Source organism: Acidovorax sp. GW821-FHT11A03, from assembly GCF_058809075.1.
On sequence record NZ_JBXASG010000007.1, the window covers coordinates 182,266 to 200,954 of the forward strand.

16 protein-coding genes and 2 pseudogenes are annotated in these 18,689 nt (G+C 63.1%); 12 read left to right on the forward strand and 6 right to left on the reverse strand.

Features of this window, described 5'->3' with window-relative positions; genetic code table 11:
• Positions 1-98: 98 nt before the first annotated feature.
• Entirely contained in the window at positions 99-965 is an 867-nt protein-coding gene (locus AC1RVY_RS18705) for a pirin family protein (protein WP_492807660.1), read from the forward strand.
• Positions 966-1,105: 140 nt separating this feature from the next.
• The gene (locus tag AC1RVY_RS18710; protein WP_492255194.1) at positions 1,106-1,795 is read left to right on the forward strand and encodes a hydrolase; all 690 of its coding nucleotides are present in this window, start codon (positions 1,106-1,108) and stop codon (positions 1,793-1,795) included.
• A 117-nt stretch (positions 1,796-1,912) separates the two neighbouring features.
• Here AC1RVY_RS18710 and AC1RVY_RS18715 read toward each other — a convergent pair whose 3' ends face one another.
• The 5 genes from AC1RVY_RS18715 to AC1RVY_RS18735 all read right to left on the reverse strand — a co-directional run bounded on the left by AC1RVY_RS18715 (position 1,913) and on the right by AC1RVY_RS18735 (position 5,494).
• Entirely contained in the window at positions 1,913-2,677 is a 765-nt protein-coding gene (locus AC1RVY_RS18715; RefSeq protein ID WP_369643894.1) for an SDR family oxidoreductase, read from the reverse strand.
• Between the two features lie 384 nt (positions 2,678-3,061).
• The gene (locus AC1RVY_RS18720) at positions 3,062-3,433 is read right to left on the reverse strand and encodes a hypothetical protein (protein WP_218297573.1); all 372 of its coding nucleotides are present in this window, start codon (positions 3,431-3,433) and stop codon (positions 3,062-3,064) included.
• A 134-nt stretch (positions 3,434-3,567) separates the two neighbouring features.
• Positions 3,568-3,909, reverse strand: coding sequence for a helix-turn-helix domain-containing protein (locus AC1RVY_RS18725; RefSeq protein ID WP_492807663.1), 342 nt, complete (start codon positions 3,907-3,909; stop codon positions 3,568-3,570).
• A 123-nt stretch (positions 3,910-4,032) separates the two neighbouring features.
• Entirely contained in the window at positions 4,033-4,779 is a 747-nt protein-coding gene (locus tag AC1RVY_RS18730; protein WP_492807664.1) for a response regulator, read from the reverse strand.
• A gap of 16 nt (positions 4,780-4,795) precedes the next feature.
• A complete protein-coding gene (locus tag AC1RVY_RS18735) occupies positions 4,796-5,494 on the reverse strand; it encodes a helix-turn-helix domain-containing protein (protein WP_492244985.1) in 699 nt (232 codons plus the stop codon).
• A 132-nt stretch (positions 5,495-5,626) separates the two neighbouring features.
• On the opposite strand from AC1RVY_RS18735, the gene AC1RVY_RS18740 reads away from it, so the two are divergent.
• From AC1RVY_RS18740 to AC1RVY_RS18785, 10 genes and pseudogenes are all read left to right on the forward strand, one after another.
• The gene (locus tag AC1RVY_RS18740; protein WP_492244986.1) at positions 5,627-5,998 is read left to right on the forward strand and encodes a response regulator transcription factor; all 372 of its coding nucleotides are present in this window, start codon (positions 5,627-5,629) and stop codon (positions 5,996-5,998) included.
• Complete coding sequence (locus AC1RVY_RS18745; protein ID WP_492244987.1) at positions 5,995-6,768, forward strand: HD-GYP domain-containing protein; 774 nt, start codon at positions 5,995-5,997, stop codon at positions 6,766-6,768. The genes AC1RVY_RS18740 and AC1RVY_RS18745 overlap by 4 nt, the downstream gene beginning before the upstream one ends.
• A gap of 35 nt (positions 6,769-6,803) precedes the next feature.
• Complete coding sequence (locus AC1RVY_RS18750) at positions 6,804-7,598, forward strand: ABC transporter substrate-binding protein (RefSeq protein WP_492244988.1); 795 nt, start codon at positions 6,804-6,806, stop codon at positions 7,596-7,598.
• Between the two features lies 1 nt (position 7,599).
• Positions 7,600-10,140, forward strand: a complete 2,541-nt coding sequence (locus AC1RVY_RS18755; protein ID WP_492807667.1) for a sensor histidine kinase — start codon at positions 7,600-7,602, stop codon at positions 10,138-10,140.
• A gap of 384 nt (positions 10,141-10,524) precedes the next feature.
• Complete coding sequence (locus AC1RVY_RS18760) at positions 10,525-11,004, forward strand: chemotaxis protein CheW (protein WP_492807669.1); 480 nt, start codon at positions 10,525-10,527, stop codon at positions 11,002-11,004.
• Between the two features lie 11 nt (positions 11,005-11,015).
• Positions 11,016-12,755, forward strand: a complete 1,740-nt coding sequence (locus AC1RVY_RS18765) for a methyl-accepting chemotaxis protein (RefSeq protein ID WP_492807671.1) — start codon at positions 11,016-11,018, stop codon at positions 12,753-12,755.
• A gap of 237 nt (positions 12,756-12,992) precedes the next feature.
• A complete protein-coding gene (locus AC1RVY_RS18770; protein WP_492807673.1) occupies positions 12,993-13,907 on the forward strand; it encodes a diguanylate cyclase domain-containing protein in 915 nt (304 codons plus the stop codon).
• A gap of 122 nt (positions 13,908-14,029) precedes the next feature.
• Positions 14,030-15,325, forward strand: a complete 1,296-nt coding sequence (locus AC1RVY_RS18775) for a cyclic di-GMP phosphodiesterase (protein WP_492807675.1) — start codon at positions 14,030-14,032, stop codon at positions 15,323-15,325.
• Positions 15,326-16,075: 750 nt separating this feature from the next.
• Positions 16,076-16,413: pseudogene (locus tag AC1RVY_RS18780) on the forward strand (DUF932 domain-containing protein); the annotation flags it as partial.
• A gap of 98 nt (positions 16,414-16,511) precedes the next feature.
• A pseudogene (locus tag AC1RVY_RS18785) lies at positions 16,512-16,775 on the forward strand (integrase core domain-containing protein); the annotation flags it as partial.
• A gap of 14 nt (positions 16,776-16,789) precedes the next feature.
• Here AC1RVY_RS18785 and AC1RVY_RS18790 read toward each other — a convergent pair.
• Positions 16,790-18,328: a methyl-accepting chemotaxis protein gene (locus AC1RVY_RS18790; RefSeq protein WP_492807677.1), complete on the reverse strand. Its 1,539-nt coding sequence runs from the start codon at positions 18,326-18,328 to the stop codon at positions 16,790-16,792.
• Positions 18,329-18,689: the final 361 nt, after the last annotated feature.

Consider the following 18,689-nt stretch of genomic DNA (forward strand, 5'->3'; position numbering starts at 1 on the left):
CTCTGATGGCAAATATTGCCAACTACCAGGATCATCGTTCAAACCATATTCTCTATCCATCGGCCAAGATCTTTGTCTGGCGACGCAAGGAGATGCAAATGAAGAAAGTTCTCGGTGTCTACAGCGCTCCCCGTCCACACTGGGTGGGCGATGGTTTCCCTGTCCGCTCGCTGTTTGGCTATGACGGCCTGGGCCAGCACCTGAGCCCGTTCCTGCTGCTCGATCACGCGGCGCCGACGCCCTTCGGGCCGGCCGTGCGCCCTCGCGGCGTCGGCCAGCATCCGCACCGAGGCTTCGAGACCGTGACCATCGTCTACCAGGGTGAACTGGAGCACAAGGACTCCACCGGTGCGGGCGGCCTGATCGGCCCTGGTGACGTGCAGTGGATGACCGCCGGCGGCGGCATCCTGCACGAGGAATTCCACTCGCGCGCCTTCACCGAACGCGGGGGCACCATCGAGATGGTGCAGCTCTGGGTCAACCTGCCCGCGAAGGACAAGATGGCCGCGCCGGGCTACCAGACCCTGGTGGATGCGCAGATTCCAACCGTGGACCTGCCCGAGGGCGCGGGCCGGGTGCGGGTGATTTCCGGCGAGTTCGACGGGCATCGCGGCCCGGCGCGCACCTTCACGGCGATGGACGTGTGGGACATCCGCATCGGCCAGGGCAGCGTGGGCCGCTTCGACGCGAAGGACGGCCATACGCTGGCGCTGGTCGTGCTGCACGGCACGGTGCTGGTCAACGGCAGTGCGGTCGCACGCGAAGGCCAGTTGGTGCACCTCGAGCGCGCCGGCAGCGGCGTGGAGATCGAGGCCCACAGCGATGCGACCGTGCTGTGGCTGTCGGGCGAACCGATCGACGAGCCTGTGGTGGGCTACGGCCCCTTCGTGATGAACAGCGAGGCCGAGATCCGCCAGGCCATGGCCGACTTCAGCAGCGGCCGCTTCGGCCTGATGACGGCCTGAGCACACGAGGCTTTCCAGAAGGAAGGCCTCCCCTCCTTTCCCTTCGGCGCAGTGTTGGCTTTCCGGACTTGCTGGCCGGAGGGGCACGGCTGCGTCCCATCCGCCCGTCCCGGGCAATTTGCAAACTCCAGGAGATGACCATGAACACCCCCAACACCATCGCCAACTTCAGCGGCGCACGACCGATCATCGACCCTGACAACGCGGCGATGCTCCTGATCGACCACCAGAGCGGCCTGTTCCAGACCATCAAGGACATGCCCTTCACCGAGGTACGCAGCAACGCGACGACGCTGGCCAAGGTGGCAACGCTGGCCAAGATGCCGGTCATCACCACAGCCTCGGTGCCACAGGGTCCGAACGGCCCGCTGATCCCCGAGATCCACAAATACGCACCGCACGCGCAGTATGTGGCGCGCAAGGGCGAGATCAACGCCTGGGACAACCCCGAGTTCGTCGCCGCCGTGAAGGCCACGGGGCGCAGGCAGCTCATCATCGCCGGCACCATCACCAGCGTGTGCATGGCCTTTCCGAGCATCGCGGCGGTGCATGAGGGCTACCAGGTGTTCGCCGTCATCGATGCCTCGGGCACCTACTCGAAGATGGCCCAGGAGATCACGCTGGCGCGCATCGTGCAGGCCGGGGTGGTGCCGATGGACACGGCCGCCGTGTGTTCTGAGGTGCAAAAGACCTGGAACCGCGAGGATGCGCTGCAATGGGCCGAGGCCTACAGCGCCGTGTTCCCGCCCTACCAGCTGCTGATTGAAAGCCATGCCATGGCGCAGGAAGTGGCAAGGAGCCACGAGCCACTGGATTCGCAGCGTTCCTGAATCAGGGGCGACCCCCGCCGTGGGGGTGAACGCTCCACTTCAGCAGCAGGTGTAGCAATGGTTGCCCCCCGCCAGAGCCATGCATTGCACGTCCGCAGGCATCGCCCTGAATGGATCTCACCCTCGCCCGACAAACGGCATCCTGGTGGCCATCACCGTGTGAAACAGCACGTTCGCCTCCAGAGGCAGGCTGGCCATGTACAGCACCGACTGCGCCACGATGTCGGCATCCATCAAGGGTTCGATGGCGATTTCCCCATTGGCCTGCGGCACCCCCTTGGCCATGCGCGACGCCAAGTCCGTCATGGCATTGCCAATGTCGATCTGGCCTACCGCGACGTTGTATGCGCGCCCGTCAAGTGCCGCAGTTTTCGTCAGACCCATCACGGCATGTTTTGTCGCGGTGTAGGCGGCCGAGTTGGGCCGGGGCGCGTGTGCAGAAATCGAGCCATTGTTGATGATGCGCCCGCCCTGCGGGGTCTGATCGCGCATGGTCCGAAAGGCCTGCTGCAGGCAATAAAACATGCCGTTCAGGTTCACATCCACCACGTCGCGCCACTGCTGCGGTGTCCAGTCCAAGAAGGAGCCGGGTGGATTGCCTCGTCCCGCATTGTTGAACAGCAAGTCCACGCGCCCGAAGCGGGCGACGGCCTGTGCAAAGAGGCTTTCCACGGCGGCGGGGTCGCACACATCGGTGGGCACACACAGCATGCGGGCTCCCGCGCCAAAGCTTGCCTGGGCCTGCGCAGCCACTTCTTCCAGGAGTGCGGCGCGGCGCCCTGCCAGCACGACGCAATAGCCGTTGCCCGCCAGGGCGAGTGCAACAGCCTTGCCAATACCGGAACCGGCGCCCGTGACCACGGCAACTTTTTCAGCGTTCATTCTTGGTGTCCATTCAATTTCGGGAAGACTGGCGGGCAAGCGCGCCATGCAGAAAGTCTAGCGGCACCGCGCCGAGGATGTCGGGTCGAAACGGGATCTCCTTGCGCTGGCTTGGCTGGCGGCTCTTCTCACGCAGTTGCGGCACCGCCCTCGGGATTTTTTTGCCGTGCGTGCTCCCGCAGGGTTGCCTTCAACGCCTTCTTCGCCACGTCAACGTGGGCGACAGGGGGCACCTTCCACAAGTTCAACAGATCGTCGTCGAGGGTCCGCTCTGGTTGCACAACGTTTGGGTGGGATGCCGAGGGACGCCGCAGGTCTCATCACGCGCCAAGGGGTTCGGCACTGCTGCTGCTCGTCAAAGAGCTGGGAGACGGAAGCGCCCCCTCACGGGGCAGGCGCAGGGGCCGTGGAGCCTTCGGGAAGGCCTTCGCGCCAGACCTTCACGCTGGGGAACTCGCGGGTGCAGCCAGTGCACACCAACCTCTCCGCGTAGCGCATTGCTCCGGCAGCATCCCGCGCGACGACGCGCCGGTAGCTGGTTGCGCCGCAAAAGCTGCAGCGGTTGGTGGAGGTTTGCTTTTGGGGCTGCATGGAGAGGAATTTGTACATCGACTTCAGGGACGCACCGGCCAGCCCGTTGGCCGGGTGCCGGTACAGCTTCTGCGAAAAAAAGGGGGCATGCAGTGTGCCGATGATAGATGCGGACGGCCCGGCCGGTGCGCCGCGCAGGCAGTTGGCGGGAGGGTCATTGGGCATTCCCCGGCGGCACCGCGCGAAAAACCTCCCGATCAGCAGCCAGAGAGCGACGCAAGCCCAGGCTTTCAACCTCTTCCCGGGCGCCTGCGGATGATGGGTTTTGACCGTTCGCGTCCAGACGGCGCAGAACGCCTTCAATCCAGTGCGAGCGCAGCCAGCGCCTTGCGCGGGCCCATCTTGCGCACCTCGTCAATCCGGGCCAGTTGCGCCGCACGCGGGGTGACGCCGCGCGTCTCCCATTTGTAGACCGACAGCGAAGAGACGCCCAGCAAGGTGGCCAATTGCACCTGCGTGATGCCCAGCGCCGTGCGCATCTGGCGGAGCACATCGGGCTGGAATTCGCCGTGCGGCTTCGCGGATGCACGCTCTGCAGACGCAGCCTCCGGCTCGGCCGCTTTGGGGGCATGCCGCCGGGTGGCCTTGAGCTGAGACGCCAGCGCTTTGACCTCGCGCTTGAGCGCTGCGATCTCGGCCACCCCAGACGATGGACGTCTTGTGCGGGCTGAAGAAGGAAGTCATCTTTCCCGTCCTCCCGATCACTGCTTGCTCAAAGCTGGGAGCATGGTCGAACACCCAGGACCGTGCACCGCGTCGGCGCGTCAGCCGAGCAGCCGTGGGCGCAGTTGGGCCCAGGTGGTGGCTGAGGCTTGTCCGTCACCGGCAGCCGCAAGCGCTTCCAGTCGCTTTGCCACCCGGCCGTCCTCTGCCCAGCCCAAGGTGCGGAACACTGTGGCCAGACTGTGAGACAGGCGCTGCAGCGCCACGAGGTCGCTCGACTGCAAGGCGGCATCACCCGCAACCAGGTCATCTGCAAACTGCACAAGGCACTTGGCGCGGTATGCGCGAAACAGCGCGGCGTCGCCACCAAAATAAGCATGTATGGCGTCGCTTTCCACGCTGCTGGAGGCGGCATGCTCCGGCGGTACACCTGAAAGGGGTGGCGGGGCACTGTCATGTCCCACAAAAGCATCCAGAACGCACGCCTGCAATTGGGCAACCGACGCCGGCTTGCGCAGGATGCGCCATATGCTGCGGCCTTCAAGCCGATGCTGGTTGTCCACGCTCATGCCAGCGCTGAAGATGACCACTTTGGCGCCCCCGCGAAGCGCAGGCTCGTGATGCAGCCGGTCCACCAGATCGAAGCCAGACAAACCGGGCAGCATCAGATCCGTGATGACCAGCCCCACCGGCCCCTTTTGCAGCTGGGCCAAGGCAGTTTTCACGTCACCGCACACGGTCAAATCCACCCCTTGGTCTTCCAACGCCATGTCGATGAAGCGTGCAATCGAGGCGTCGTCTTCCACCAGCAACACGCGCCGAACCGACACAACAGACGCGTTGGTCATAGAACCCTCGCTGTGCTCAGGAAGCTGCCCTGACTTCCGCACTCTGGGCAAGAAGCAGGGGCAGCTCGGCCACTAGCCGTGGCTTGTGGATGAGGTTCACCCCCTGCAGCGCAAACGCATAGGGGGCACGCTGGGATTCATCCAGCGAGGTCACGACGATGAGGCGGCTCCTGGCGAACTGGGGGTGCGAACGCAGCGTGGTGATGAGGGTCGCTCCATCGATTCCGGGCAGCAGAATGTCCACGATCAGGATATCGGGCTGAATCTGCCCATACATCGCCAGCCCCGTAATGCCGTCATTGGCAATGTGCAGCTGCCATGCTGGAAAGTGCCGCTCCACCAACAAAGACACCAGGTTCTGGAAGTGGATGGAGTCCTCGATCAGCAGCACCTTCATATCGCCAGGCGCCTGCACTCGCCCATCTGCAAGCTCCGGGATCGGTATGACTGGGTGCCTGAAAGGTTCATGTGCTGCGGCAGCTGAAAACTGCGCATCAGCCGCAGGCGCAGATCCGCCAGAGCGCGAGCGCAACCACTGCTCCACAGAGCGGCGCGAAATACGCCGGTGCCCTCCCGGCGTCTTCCATGCCTGGAGTTCGTTGCGATCCACCATCAGTTGCACGGAACGCACGGCCATTCCGAGCATCCGCGCAGCCTCGAAGGTGGTGAGCTGGTCAGCGGGGGGAGAAACGTCTAGAGATTTTTCATTTTTCATCGCTACACCATTTTACTTGCAAATAATTTTTATTAAACGGCATTGTAAATGATTTAAATGATCTATATGATTCAATAACAGGGCAATTCTGGCATATTTCATCAATAGACCAACAACTTCAACGGGCACCTCATGAAAAAAGTACTTATCGTCGAAGACCACGCCGACATCCGCAAGCTGCTGCGCATGACCATGGAATTTGAGAATTTTGAAATCTATGAAGCTGCCAACGGCGATATGGGGCTGGAAATGGCCCGCACCCACTCGCCCAACGTGGTACTGCTGGACGTCATGATGCCCGGCACCCTGTCGGGTCTGGAAGTCTGCCGCTGCATCAAAGGCAATCCCGCGCTCAAGCACACCAAAGTCATCATGCTCACGGCACGCGGCCAGGCTGAAGACCGGCGCGACGGGATGAAAGCGGGTGCAGACGCCTACCTTGTCAAGCCTTTCAGCACCTTGCAGGTGCTGGAGATGGTTTACCGACTGGAGGCAACTGTATGACGCACGCCCTGGAGCGCGCGCAAGTACTGCCAGCAGGCGCGATGAGGTGTTTTGATGAAGCTGCAGCCGCGCAGATGGAGCGCTTCATCGAAGACTTCGGGCACATGTACCGCGAGCGCAACGAGGCACTGCGCGAAGTCACCCGAGCTCACCATGAGGCCTTGCTGCACCTGTGCACAGCCGCCGAGTTTCGCGACGACGACACCTCGGTGCACATCATCCGGATTGGTTTCCTGGCCGAAGCGCTGGCGCTGCTGCTGGGATCGGCGCCGAGCTTTGCCAGCATGCTGCGGCGTGCTGCGCCCATGCACGACATCGGCAAGATCGGCACGCCGGACCATGTGCTCAAGAAAGCCGGACCGCTCACCGACGACGAACGCGAAGTCATGAAACGCCATGCAGCCACGGGGGCCCAGATTCTGGGTAGTTCCCGCGTGCCTGTCTTGCGCCTAGCAGCAGAGGCAGCCCTCACCCACCACGAGCGCTACGACGGCACGGGTTATCCCCGCGGGCTGACAGGCCTGGATATTCCGCTGTCAGGCCGCATCACGGCAGTCGTGGATTTCTACGATGCATTGACGATGGACCGCGTCTATCGACCCGCATTCAGCCCGCAAAAGGCCTTGTCCATGCTCATCGAACAGCGCGGCACGGCGTTCGACCCCGTGATCGTGGACACTTTCGTCCAGCACTTCGATCATCTGGACACTCTGCGGAGCAAGATCACGGAGCAACGCCCCACCTTCGCCGATCTGATCGACGCCCCCTGACGCCCCCTGAATCGTCCTACCACCAGGATAGCGCCATGCCTTTCATCCTTCGAATCGCCTTCACAAGCGCACTTGCCAGCCTGATGTTCTGCGGACCCGCTCTGGCCGGCCCGGCGCAGGAAAAGGTATCGGCCCGGCAGGCCGTGCGCGTCTGCATCTGGCCAGATTACTACGGCATCACCTTTCGAAACCCGCGCACCCAGCAACTGTCAGGGATCGACATCGATCTGTCGGCCGAGCTGGGCAAGGACCTCAAAGCGAAAATAGAGTACGTCGAGTCGTCCTTTGCCACCCTGGTCGAAGACCTGCTGGCGGACCGTTGTGATGTGGGCATGTTCGCCATCGGCATGCTGCCCCAGCGGATGGCCCACCTCAGATTCACCCAGCCCTACCTGAGCAGTGACATCTACGGCATCACAACCAAGAGCAATGCCGTCATCAAGCAATGGTCCGACATCGACCAGCCCGGCGTGCTGGTAGCAGTCCAGGCAGGCACCTTCATGGAACCTGTGATGGGCGAGCGCCTCACGCATGCCAAGCTGGTGAGGATATCTCCCCCCACCACGCGCGAACGGGAGCTCGAAGGTGGCCGGGTGGACGTGTTCATGACCGACTTCCCCTACAGCCGGCGCTTGCTCGACAATGCCGATTGGGCACGCTTGGTGTCACCGCCCAAGCCGGTGTTCGTGCTGCCCTATGCCTATGCCGTGAAACCTGGCGGCGATGCCTGGCTCAAGACCATGGATGACTTCGTGGCACGCATCAAGCGTGACGGCCGGCTCGATGCTGCGGCAGCCAGGCACGGGCTGACCGAGATCGTTGTACATTGACATGGCACAGTCCTTCACTCGCGGTGCACCGTGGCGCCATGCTCAGGGCCTAGTGAAGCTCAGCCGCAAAGGGAGCAACACCGCGCTCCTCTGCGGCCTGCTGCTCGTGGCAGGCATCCTGGCGGCCACGGCCTGGATAACCCTGAACGACCGCACCAAGGCCATCGCCTCGGACACTGAGAAAGCCGAGCTCCTGGCGCGCGTGCTCGAAGACCAGACAACCCGCACGGTGGAAAGCGGCCTCTTCATCCTCGCCACAATGAGCGATGCCAATGCATTGCACGCCCCCGGGGCCGATCTGCCGCGCACCGAGGCATTCCTGCGAGAGGCGCTGGCAGGTGTCCCCTTCTTGCGCACGATTCTGGTTTCCGATGCCACAGGGCTGGTCATCGCCAGCAGTTCGCCGCAGGAGTCGGGGGTGACCATTGATCTTCGCAAACTGGGGCCGAGCCCGCAGAAGGGCAAGACCACCTTTGGTCCCTGGATCGCGGGCCGGGGGGTGGGTAGCCTGCGCGCCGACGCACCGCGAGGCGCCACCCCGACGGGCCTGGGCTTCATTCCGCTCATGCGCAAATTCGTCACGCCCGATGGCCAGGACCTGTTGCTGATCGGGCTGATCAACCCCGACTCGCTGGCCAATCAGCAGCAGTTGGCCGTAGGCCAGGTCGGCTTCAACTCTGCGATCGCATCGTATGACGGAGAGATTCTCGCGACCTCTCAAGAGACTTCACTCCGCAGCGGACAGGCCAGCGACATCCCCGTACTTCGCGGGGATCTCCCCTCGCGCGAGCATGGCAGCTACGTGGGCCAGGGACTGGGTGGTGGCAACCAGATCGTCGCATTCCGCCTGTCCAGGACGCAGCCGTTTGTTGTTCTCGTTGAGGAACCACTGGATGCCGCGATCACCCGATGGTGGACCGAATCACAGGACTACATCTGGCTCAGTTGCGCAGCGACCATGGTGGTGCTGCTGCTTACCCTCGTGGCATGGCGCAGCCTTCGCTCACGGGAGGCCGCCAGCCACGCCTCCCGACAGGCCCAGATCCGCATTGAACACAGTGAACGCGAGCTCGCGGTGCTAATGCGCAGCGTGCAGGAGGTCATCTTTCGCACCGACACCGCGGGACGAATCACCTTCGTCAACGCACGCCTGGCATCGCTGATTGGTGGCAGCGAATCTGCCGCCATAGGCCGTCCGCTGCAGGAACTGGTGGAGCCCGGCAGCAGGCCTGCGGTGGAAGGTCTGTTTGCCAACGGCGAAGCGGGCGGTGTGCGCAACTGCCAGGCCATGATGCATATCGAAAATGGACGCCAACTATTGTTCGACGTGGCACTGGTGCCGCTGCTCGACGAGGGCGCAGTCATAGGCTTCGCGGGCAGTGCGGTGGACGTGACAGAGCGCTGGGTCGCACAGCAGAGCCTCCAGGCCGAGCTGGAATTTCGCGGCCTGATGCTGGAGATGAACCCCCTGCCGATCTCGATGACCGACATGCAGAGCCACCTGGTACTGGTGAACCGCGCCTGGGAGGAATACAAGGGGCGCCAGCGCGCAGACGTGATAGGGCTACGCCTAGCGGACTTCCTGCCCTCAGAAGAGGCCGCCGTTCATCAGGCTGCAGATAGGCAGTTGCAGCACCAGGGCGGCCAGGTGATGTTCGAGACCCGCGTGCTCTACGGTGGGAAATCCTGGCGCGATACGCGCGTGACGAAAGCGGTGGTGATAGATCCCCGCGGACGGGCCACCGGTATTCTCTGCACGCTGATGGATATCAGCGACTTCCGCGAAGCCGAGCGGCTGACCCGCGAGGCGCACGAGGCCGCAGAGGAGGCGTCTCGTTCCAAATCCGAGTTCGTGGCCAACATGAGTCATGAGCTACGCACACCGCTGCAATCCATCATGGGGTTTTCGGAACTGGGCATGCTGCGTGGCAAGGCGGATGCCCGTACAGCCGGCATGTTCGAAGACATACACCGCTCCGGCGAACGCATGCTTTCGCTGGTCAACGACCTATTGGACGTAGCCAAGTTGGAGAGTACCGTGGGCACTTTCCACCTGGAGCGGGTGGATCTGCGTGGCGTCATCCTCCCCGTGCTGCGCGAGCTGGAGCCACTGCTGGCCCAGCGCAAGCAGCACCTGGAAGTAGCGCTTGGCGACCTGCCGCTCACGGCCAAGGTCGATCCGGTGCGTTTCCAGCAGGTGATCCGCAATGTAATTGCCAATGCCATCAAATTCTCTCCCGAGGCATCGTCCATCACCCTGTTGGGCAGGATCGACCGCAGGGGCCAGATCCGGCTGGCCGTGCGCGACCACGGCCCGGGCATCCCGCACGAAGAGCTCAGCGCCATCTTCGAGGCCTTCAAGCAGTCAAGCAAGACCAAGGACGGCTCGGGTGGTACGGGCCTGGGCCTGGCCATCTGCAAGAAGATCGTAGAGGCCTTGGGCGGGCAGATCTACGCAGAGAACGTGCGGCAAGGCGGCGCGGTGTTCCACATCATCCTGCCCGCACGCGGCGCCAGCGTAACCATGCCGGCCGAGCTTTAACAGCAAGCCACGCTCGCTCCTGAGTTGCAGCGAACAGCTTCGACAGGAAACCTGCGCCTGCAGGCTTTCGAAGACCACCTGTCAACCCGCATATCACCGCCGCATCGGCGCTGGCACCTGCCTCACGAGCACCCACTTTCCGGGACATGAAAGAAGCGCCTCGCCGCCCGCATCCCGAAGCCGTGGCCGCCTCAACTCCAGCAATCCAGAGCATCGGAATTGATTCTTCAATTCGGCAAAAACGATGAATAAAGATCTCTAGCCACAAGAAAAGTGACAAAACCACTTGTATTTATCATTTTCATCATTACAATCACTGGAAATCACTTTCACCCGATGGAGATGACAGGTATGAATTCAGATAGCACTCATTTTGCCCCTCACATGCGTTCGAGCACCGTGCTGACGGCCGGGGAGTACCTCGCATTTCGCCTAGGCCAAGAAACCTACGGTGTCAGCATTCTGGGGATCCAGGAAATCCGCTTCTATGAGCAACCGACACGCATTGCTGGATCGCCACCCTACGTGCGAGGCATTCTCGACCTGCGCGGGGTGAGCGTACCGGTACTCGACTTGCGCGTGTGCCTTGGACTAGAGGCCCAATTTGATGCCGCCACCGTCACCGTGGTGATCACCCCGGACGGACAGCAAACCGTGGGAATGGTTGTCGACTCAGTATCGGACGTAGTTGCCTTGCAGGAAGACCAACTGCGCGCCATGCCCGCGCTGAGCGAGCACGAAGAAGCCCACTACATCCAGGGGCTGGCTTGCATCACGCAAGAGGGCCTGGAGCGCACCTTGCTGCTTCTGGACATTCCCCAATTGATGAACCACGTCCAAAGCGGTGTTACCGAAACCATTTAAGAGAATTTTCCATGAACAACTTTCACAACATGACAGTGCGCGCGAAGCTGACCCTGGCCTTCGGGGGGCTTGCCATTCTGGTGCTGCTGATCTCGGGCTTGTCCTGGAAGGCCCTGTCAGATGCCAATGGTGCCTTCGAGCACTATGTCACGGGCATCAATGCCCGCGGCGACATGGCCCAGAGCGTTCGCACCGCGGTTGACCGGCGCGCCCTGGCTGCGCGAAACCTGGTCCTGGTAACCAAGCCCGACCAGCTGGCCGAAGAAAAGGCTGAAGTGCTCAAAGCCCAGGAGGACGTGAAGGAGCGGCTGGGCAAGCTCAAGAGGATGATCGCCACGGCGGACGACGCCAGCGAGAAAGCGCGTGGCTTGGTGGCCGAAATGGACGCCATTGAGGCACGCTATGGCCCCGTTGCCCTCGCCATCGTGGATCTGGCGCTGAACAACAAGCGTGACGAGGCCATCGCCAAGATGAATGACGAATGTCGACCTTTGCTTGCCGCACTCATCAACAAGACGAGCGAATATGCAAGCGTGACGAACAAGCGTGCAGACGAAATGACGGAGGAGTCAGCCGCACGCTTTGCGGTGCAGCGCAATTTGCTGCTGGCAGCATGTGTGATGGCGTTCTTGGCCGCCGCCCTTGCTGGCACACTCATCACCCGCAGCCTGACCCGCGCACTGGGAGCCGAACCGGCCGAACTCGGGGAGGCAGCACAGCGCGTGGCCAATGGCGATTTGAGTCCTGTGCACGGTGTCAGCAATGCCCACGGCGGCAGCGTGCTGGCTTCATTGGGGTCGATGCAGGTCAAGCTCGCAGAAATCGTGGGCCAGGTGCGCGGCGCGTCGGACTCGATTGCCACCGGTTCTACACAGATTGCCACCGGCAACATCGACCTGAGCCAACGCACCGAAGAACAGGCCAGCGCACTACAGCAGACGGCATCCACCATGGAAGAGCTTGGCACCACTGTGCGGCACAACGCCGACAACGCCAACCAGGCCAACCAGTTGGCCGTGGGTGCAAGCCAGGTGGCAGTGAAAGGCGGCCAAGTTGTTAACCAGGTCGTGGATACCATGAAGGGCATCAACGACAGCAGCAGGAAGATTGTCGACATCATCAGTGTGATCGACTCCATCGCCTTCCAAACCAACATCCTGGCGCTCAATGCCGCAGTGGAGGCGGCCCGCGCCGGTGAACAGGGGCGAGGTTTTGCTGTGGTAGCGAGCGAAGTGCGCAGTCTCGCCCAGCGCAGCGCGCAAGCCGCGAAGGAGATCAAGACCCTGATCACCGACAGCGTCTCACAGGTGGAGCAAGGCTCAGCGCTGGTGGACCAAGCAGGCCACACCATGCAGGAAATCGTGGACTCCATCCGTCGCGTAACCGACATCATGGGCGAGATCAGTGCCGCGAGCCGTGAGCAAAGCACCGGCGTGAGCTCTCTGGGCCAATCGGTGGCACAGATGGATCAGGTCACGCAGCAGAACGCCGCCCTCGTCGAGGAAAGCGCCGCCGCCGCGCAGAGCCTGCAGCTGCAGGCCGAGCAACTCGTGCAAGCCGTTGCCGTATTCCAGCTACCAGAGCTCGATGGGACGCACGCAGCGGCGCCACGCCTCATCCCCGCTGAGCGCCGCAAAGCCGACCGCAGCAGCAATCTCGGCGTGGCACGCATCTCGGGTACACGCCCAGTGAAGGCTGCAGCCGCCACCTCCGGTGCAAGCGAAGGCACTGGAGAATGGGCAAACTTCTGATCCGCAGCAGTTGCCGCGTTGAATCCGCCGGGACATCAATGCCACCACGGGCCTAGCTGACGATCCTTGTCCCACCAGCGATGAGCACTGTCAGCGGGCGGCGTGCGGCAAGCCAGACTGCGGGTCGCGCCTCTCCTGGAACATGGAACGGCGCGGTAAACGCGGCCGAGCTCCTTGCTCCCTGACAGGCAAGCAACGAGGCGGTCCAGACACCGCGAAGAATCCATTGGCCTCCGTATGAATCTTTCCGACCTTATTGTTTCTCAAGCGCCTGATGGCATCCTTTTTGTATCGGACAGCGGTGCAATCGCACTCGTGAATGAAGCCCTGTGCCACCTGTCTGGATACCAGGCCTACGAACTGATTGGACAGCCCATCGAGCTATTCTTGCCAGCCGACCTTCGCAGACTGCATGTGGAAAGCAGAGTGGTCTACCTCCAGGATCCCAAGCGGCGGGCCATGGGAGCCGCAGGCGATCTGACCCTGCTGCGAAAAGACGGTCGCAACGTACCCGTAGACGTTGCGCTGAGTCGCGTTGATGACCAAGGTCAGACCGGTACGATCGCTTTTGTTCGTGACACCAGCGAGACCAAACAGTCCCAGCGGCAGATGCAGCACCAGGCAACGCACGACGCTCTGACTGGACTGGCCAATCGCTGGCTGCTCACTGAATGTCTCCATCAGTCTCTTTCAGCCGCTAGGCTCTCTGGCCGACAGGTGGGACTGCTGCTTCTGGATCTTGATGGCTTCAAGTCGGTCAACGACTCGTTCGGGCATGCCATCGGGGATCATTTGCTGGCGGAAATAGCCGCAGTTCTTAAGGCGCAAGTCCGGGCCAGCGACGTCGTTGCACGCATTGGCGGAGACGAGTTTGTCGTTCTGCTGCGGGACATCGAGAAACTTTCCGATGCAGTCCTAGTTGCAGACAAACTCGTAGCGGCGCTGTCGCGTCCTCGCACAGTCGATGGGTTCCCGGTCAAGACCGGCTGCAGCATGGGCATAGCGATGTACCCCGTAGACGCACAAGGGCCTGAAGAGCTACTGCGCTGCGCTGACCTCGCCATGTACCACGCAAAAGCACAGGGCCGCGGGCGCAGCATCGTGTTTTCACCGGGCATGTCTGATGTGGTCGCAGCAGCCAGACGTACCTGAACGGGCGATACAAAACGTCGCTTCAATGCGCACTCAGTGTAGCCAGAGAGCGGTCCAACCGGTGCCACCACCAACCGTGGGCAAGGTGCACGCAGTGCCGAGCCCATGTTCCGAAACTCATCATGCTAAAAAGAATCCACATTGGACACCTCGACCTGGGCATGTACGTGCACGATTTCTGCGGCTCCTGGATGGACCACCCCTTCTGGCGGGCCAAGTTCCTCCTTAAGGATTCCAAGGATCTGGCGCGCATCAAGGCAGCCTCGATCGAGGAGGTCTGGATCGACACATCCAAAGGGTTTGACGTGGCCGCCGGTGTGCGATCTGTCTCGCGCGAGGAGGCCGACTTCCAGGTGGAGACCGATTTCGGCATGCTCGACAAGCTGCCGCCTCTGCAGGTGGACCCACCTTCCCCGCCCTCGCCTCCCCCTGCACCCCGGCGCGCGCGTGGCCGGGCCGCCGCCAGCATGCACAGCGAGTTGCAAGCGGCGGCCTCGATCTGCGGCGAGGCCAGGCAGGCCATGGTCTCGATGTTCAGCGAGGCGCGCATGGGCAAGGCGGTCAACGCGGAGAACGCCCGCAGCTTGGTCGAAGAAATTTCGGACTCGGTCACCCGCAACCCAAGCGCCCTGATCAGCCTGGCTCGCCTGAAGACGGCCGACGACTACACCTACATGCATTCGGTAGCGGTGTGCGCGCTGATGGTGGCACTGGCCAAGCAGATTAACCTGAACGAGGAGCACACGCGCGTGGCCGGGATGGCGGGGCTTCTGCATGACCTGGGCAAGGCGGTTATTCCTCTGGCCGTGCTCAACAAGCCAGGCAGGCTCACCAATGAAGAGTTCACCGTGATCCAGAGCCATCCCGAGCAGGGTTACCTCCTGCTCAAGGAGGGAGGCAGCGTGGAAGACGCCGTTCTGGACGCATGCCGTCACCACCACGAGAAGATGGATGGATCGGGCTACCCTGACAAACTCAAGGGAGAAGAGATTAGCTTGATCGCGCGCATGACAGCTATCTGCGACGTCTACGACGCCATCACCTCCGACCGCCCCTACAAACGCGGATGGGACCCCGCGGAGTCGCTGCGCCGCATGGCCGAGTGGACCAAAGGCCATTTCGATCCCCGCCTGTTCCAGGCGTTTGTGAAGAGCATCGGTATCTACCCGGTGGGCTCGCTCGTGCGGCTGAGCTCCGGTCGCCTTGGCGTGGTGGTCGAGCAGGGGCAGAAATCACTGACCTCGCCCAAGGTGAAGGTCTTTTTCTCTACCAAGTCGGACATGCGCATTCCGCCCACCGTCATCGATCTGGTCGACCCCAATTGCACGGAGAAGATCGCGGCCCGGGAGGACCCGGACCAATGGAAGTTTTCAGACCTGAACGAGCTGTGGTCAGGCCTCCCATTACCGGTCCGCTGAACGCAAGATGCAGCAGCCCCGGGCGAAGGCGATAGCCCGCCACGCCGGCTGTCCACCACCCATATGATCGGTATCCACGTGAATTTCTTCGGAGTTCCTGTGATAAGCCGGGTATAGAGTCACCGACCTGCGCGAAGTAGGCATGCAAGGTATCGTCCACCTGGGGTCGATTAAGAGCATGTCCAAACTACAAGGCTCGCCCTTGTCCAAGCTCCGCTCGCTGCGGGCGCGGCGCTTTTCTTTGCTACATCCGATGCCGGGGACTTCGGCCCTGCGGGCCTATGCGCTGCGCTTGCCTCCAGGGAATCGGCCATGCGGTCCCATCCCCGCCGCGCTGCGCTTGGCGCCCCTTCAAGACCGCCGAAAAAGGCTGCGCCTCATCGGCCTACGCGCCTGGCGGCGCTGCGCGCTTCGCTTGCGTGGTGCCGGCGCCGACATCGACCCTTGCCGCACTCGCCGTCATTCTCGAGTCCATCACCTTGTCCGCGACTGTAGCCCCCGGCCATGTGCCGTCAAGACGCGCCGGGCCGTGTCCTCGACTGGCGCCTGCGGGCCGCACCAACCCGGCGCTTGTTTCCTTGACGGCCCCTGTCCACGGGCTCCTGACGTCTCGGGCGATGAACTCAGGAAAGACGGTGACAACGAGGTCGACCTGGTTCTTTGCGCCGACACCACCGGAAGCCCGGGGAGAGCTCTGAATCTAGAAATCCGGCGCGGGTTCTTCAACAGCCAACCTCATTGGAGAAAGACATGCAACTCGCATCCCCTTTCGCATCGTATTCGCCGGTGCTGCGCTTGGAACAGCCCTTGTCGGATGACCAGATCAGGACGGTGGACCCATCCATCTTCACGGCGGCCCCGCACGACAGCAGCTCGCACCGCTACAGCGACATCCCTACGGCGACAGTGCTGCACAAGCTGCGCGGCGAAGCGTCCAGCCTTTCATGGCGTGCCAGACCCGCGTGCGGCAGGAAGGGCGGCGCGACTTCACCAAGCACATGCTGCGGCTGCGACACGCCAGCCAGATCAACGGCTGCGAGGCCAACGAAATCATCCTGCTGAACTCGCATGACGGCACCGGCAGCCACCTGGGGCCGATCCCTCCGGGCTCGCCGCTGCGGCTGCGCGGCTGGGCAGAACGCCTGAGCGACCGCAGCGTGATTTTTCGCGTGCGGGCTCACGACGCGCACGAAGTTGTCTGCGAATCCGGCACAAGTTCACCCGGGCCTATCGACCCCAGACCAATGGCAAGGCAGAGCGATTCATTCAATCGGCGCTGCGCGCGTGGGCCTATGGCTGGAGCTACCAGAACTCAGCTGAGCGAACTGTGGCCTTGGCAAGCTGGCAGCATCACTACAACTGGCACCGGCCGCACGGTGGCATTGGTGGCTTGGTGCCCATGGCCAGACTCGATCCAACGGGAAACAACCTCTTGACTCTTCACAGCTAGCTGCTGGGTAGCGTTCATGCATCCAGCTTGAACACAGCCACAGAATCCACTAAACCCTGGGCCTGCTGGCTCAGGCTGCTGGCGGCCGCGGCCATTTCCTCCACCAGGGCCGCGTTCTGCTGCGTCACCTGGTCCATCTGCGTGATCGCCTCGCCCACCTGCGACACGCCCTGGCTCTGCTCGCTGCTGGCCGCGCTGATCTCGCCCATGATGTCCGTCACGCGGCGGATGGAGGACACCACCTCGGTCATGGTGACACCGGCCTTGTCCACGAGCACCGAGCCCTGCTCCACGCGCTCCACGCTGGCGGTGATCAGGGCCTTGATCTCCTTGGCAGCCTCGGCGCTGCGCCCGGCCAGGCTGCGCACCTCGCCCGCCACCACGGCGAAGCCCCGGCCCTGCTCGCCCGCGCGCGCCGCCTCCACCGCCGCGTTGAGCGCCAGGATGTTGGTCTGGAAGGCAATGCCGTCGATCACGCTGATGATGTCGGCGATCTTCTTGCTGCTGTCGTTGATGCCCTTCATGGTCTCGACCACCTCCGACACCACATCGCCGCCCTGCCCCGCCACGGTGGATGCGCTCATCGCCAGCTGGTTGGCCTGGCGCGCGTTGTCCGCGTTCTGCTTGACGGTGGAGCTGAGCTCCTCCATCGACGCCGCCGTCTCCTGCAGCGCGCTGGCCTGCTGTTCGGTGCGGCTGGACAGGTCGTTGTTGCCCGACGCAATCTCGGCACTGGCAGACGCCACACCCTGCGCATTCCCGCGTACCCCCGATACCACATGGGCCAGGTTGTCGCGCATGGTGGTCAGGCCGCCCAGCAGCAGGGAGATCTCGTCCCTGCCCCGCGCATCGATCGGCACCGTCAGGTCGCCCCGCGCCACCGAATCGGTGATCTGCACCGCATTGCCCAGGGCGCGCGATATCTGCCGGATCATGGCGCCGCCCATCAGCACCGCCAGCACGATGCCCAGCACGACGGCCGTGAGCGCGACGGCGCGAATCGCCTGAAAGCTCGATTCGGCCCGGTCGTACTCGGCCTTGGCCCGGTCCAGCTGCACCTGCATGAGCAGGCCCAGCACATCCTGCAGCGGGTCGATGGCGGGGTACATCTCCTTGGCGGCGAACGCCGTCAGCGCCGCCGTGTCGCCCGAGCGGAAATGGCCGGTCAGCGTGTCGGCGGCCGCGTCGGCCTTGGCCTGCAGGGGCTTGAAGCGCTCGACCAGCTGGGCTTCCTCGGGCACGAGGTGCGTGGCCAGGTAGGCCTTCCAGTTGGTGTCGATCGCCTTGCGCGCATCGGCCACCGACTGCTGGCCCTGGGCAGGCGTCATGGCCCCGTCGCGCACCTTGTGCGCGGTATCGACCACGTTGACCGCATACATGTCCGCGACCACCTTGATCTGCTTGAGCGGCACCACCCGGTCGTCATACACCGACTTGAGCCCCGCGTTGGACTGCCCCATGCCGAACAGGCCCGCCGCGCCCACCAGCAAAACGAGCAGGCACAGCGCCGCCAGCAAGCCGGCGAGGCGCGTGGATATCTTGAACTGGCTCATGGCAGCGCTCCTGAAGTGGGGAAAGAGAAAGGGGACCGGGAACTGGACGGCAGCCCGGGGCGCCCGCCGAGGCGATGACGCCATGGCGCGCGCGGGCGAAGGAGAGCGGGATTGCGGGCGATGCGGGGCCCGTGCAGGCAGGCACCGCGCCACGGGCGGGCAGTGCGGGAATCAGCAGAGTCGGAGCCGCGAACCATGAGAGAACTCCCGGCGGAAGACCAACACGTCCCAAGGGCGGGCCCGCCGCCCTGGAATCGGTGCACGCGCACGGTCCGGGCCGGGGCCCCTGGCACCCAGCATAGCGCGTTCTGTTACGTTTGCGAACGCCGTGAGGGCGATAAACCACAGGCCCCCGCCGGGA

What these genes read in the sequence shown, in the direction of transcription:
- AC1RVY_RS18705 (WP_492807660.1), top strand. Translation starts at nt 99, where the DNA reads ATGAAGAAAGTTCTCGGTGTCTACAGCGCTCCCCGTCCACACTGGGTG.
- AC1RVY_RS18710 (WP_492255194.1), top strand. Translation starts at nt 1,106, where the DNA reads ATGAACACCCCCAACACCATCGCCAACTTCAGCGGCGCACGACCGATC.
- AC1RVY_RS18715 (WP_369643894.1), bottom strand. Translation starts at nt 2,677, where the DNA reads ATGAACGCTGAAAAAGTTGCCGTGGTCACGGGCGCCGGTTCCGGTATT.
- AC1RVY_RS18720 (WP_218297573.1), bottom strand. Translation starts at nt 3,433, where the DNA reads ATGCCCAATGACCCTCCCGCCAACTGCCTGCGCGGCGCACCGGCCGGG.
- AC1RVY_RS18730 (WP_492807664.1), bottom strand. Translation starts at nt 4,779, where the DNA reads ATGACCAACGCGTCTGTTGTGTCGGTTCGGCGCGTGTTGCTGGTGGAA.
- AC1RVY_RS18735 (WP_492244985.1), bottom strand. Translation starts at nt 5,494, where the DNA reads ATGAAAAATGAAAAATCTCTAGACGTTTCTCCCCCCGCTGACCAGCTC.
- AC1RVY_RS18740 (WP_492244986.1), top strand. Translation starts at nt 5,627, where the DNA reads ATGAAAAAAGTACTTATCGTCGAAGACCACGCCGACATCCGCAAGCTG.
- AC1RVY_RS18745 (WP_492244987.1), top strand. Translation starts at nt 5,995, where the DNA reads ATGACGCACGCCCTGGAGCGCGCGCAAGTACTGCCAGCAGGCGCGATG.
- AC1RVY_RS18750 (WP_492244988.1), top strand. Translation starts at nt 6,804, where the DNA reads ATGCCTTTCATCCTTCGAATCGCCTTCACAAGCGCACTTGCCAGCCTG.
- AC1RVY_RS18755 (WP_492807667.1), top strand. Translation starts at nt 7,600, where the DNA reads ATGGCACAGTCCTTCACTCGCGGTGCACCGTGGCGCCATGCTCAGGGC.
- AC1RVY_RS18760 (WP_492807669.1), top strand. Translation starts at nt 10,525, where the DNA reads ATGCGTTCGAGCACCGTGCTGACGGCCGGGGAGTACCTCGCATTTCGC.
- AC1RVY_RS18765 (WP_492807671.1), top strand. Translation starts at nt 11,016, where the DNA reads ATGAACAACTTTCACAACATGACAGTGCGCGCGAAGCTGACCCTGGCC.
- AC1RVY_RS18770 (WP_492807673.1), top strand. Translation starts at nt 12,993, where the DNA reads ATGAATCTTTCCGACCTTATTGTTTCTCAAGCGCCTGATGGCATCCTT.
- AC1RVY_RS18775 (WP_492807675.1), top strand. Translation starts at nt 14,030, where the DNA reads ATGCTAAAAAGAATCCACATTGGACACCTCGACCTGGGCATGTACGTG.
- AC1RVY_RS18790 (WP_492807677.1), bottom strand. Translation starts at nt 18,328, where the DNA reads ATGAGCCAGTTCAAGATATCCACGCGCCTCGCCGGCTTGCTGGCGGCG.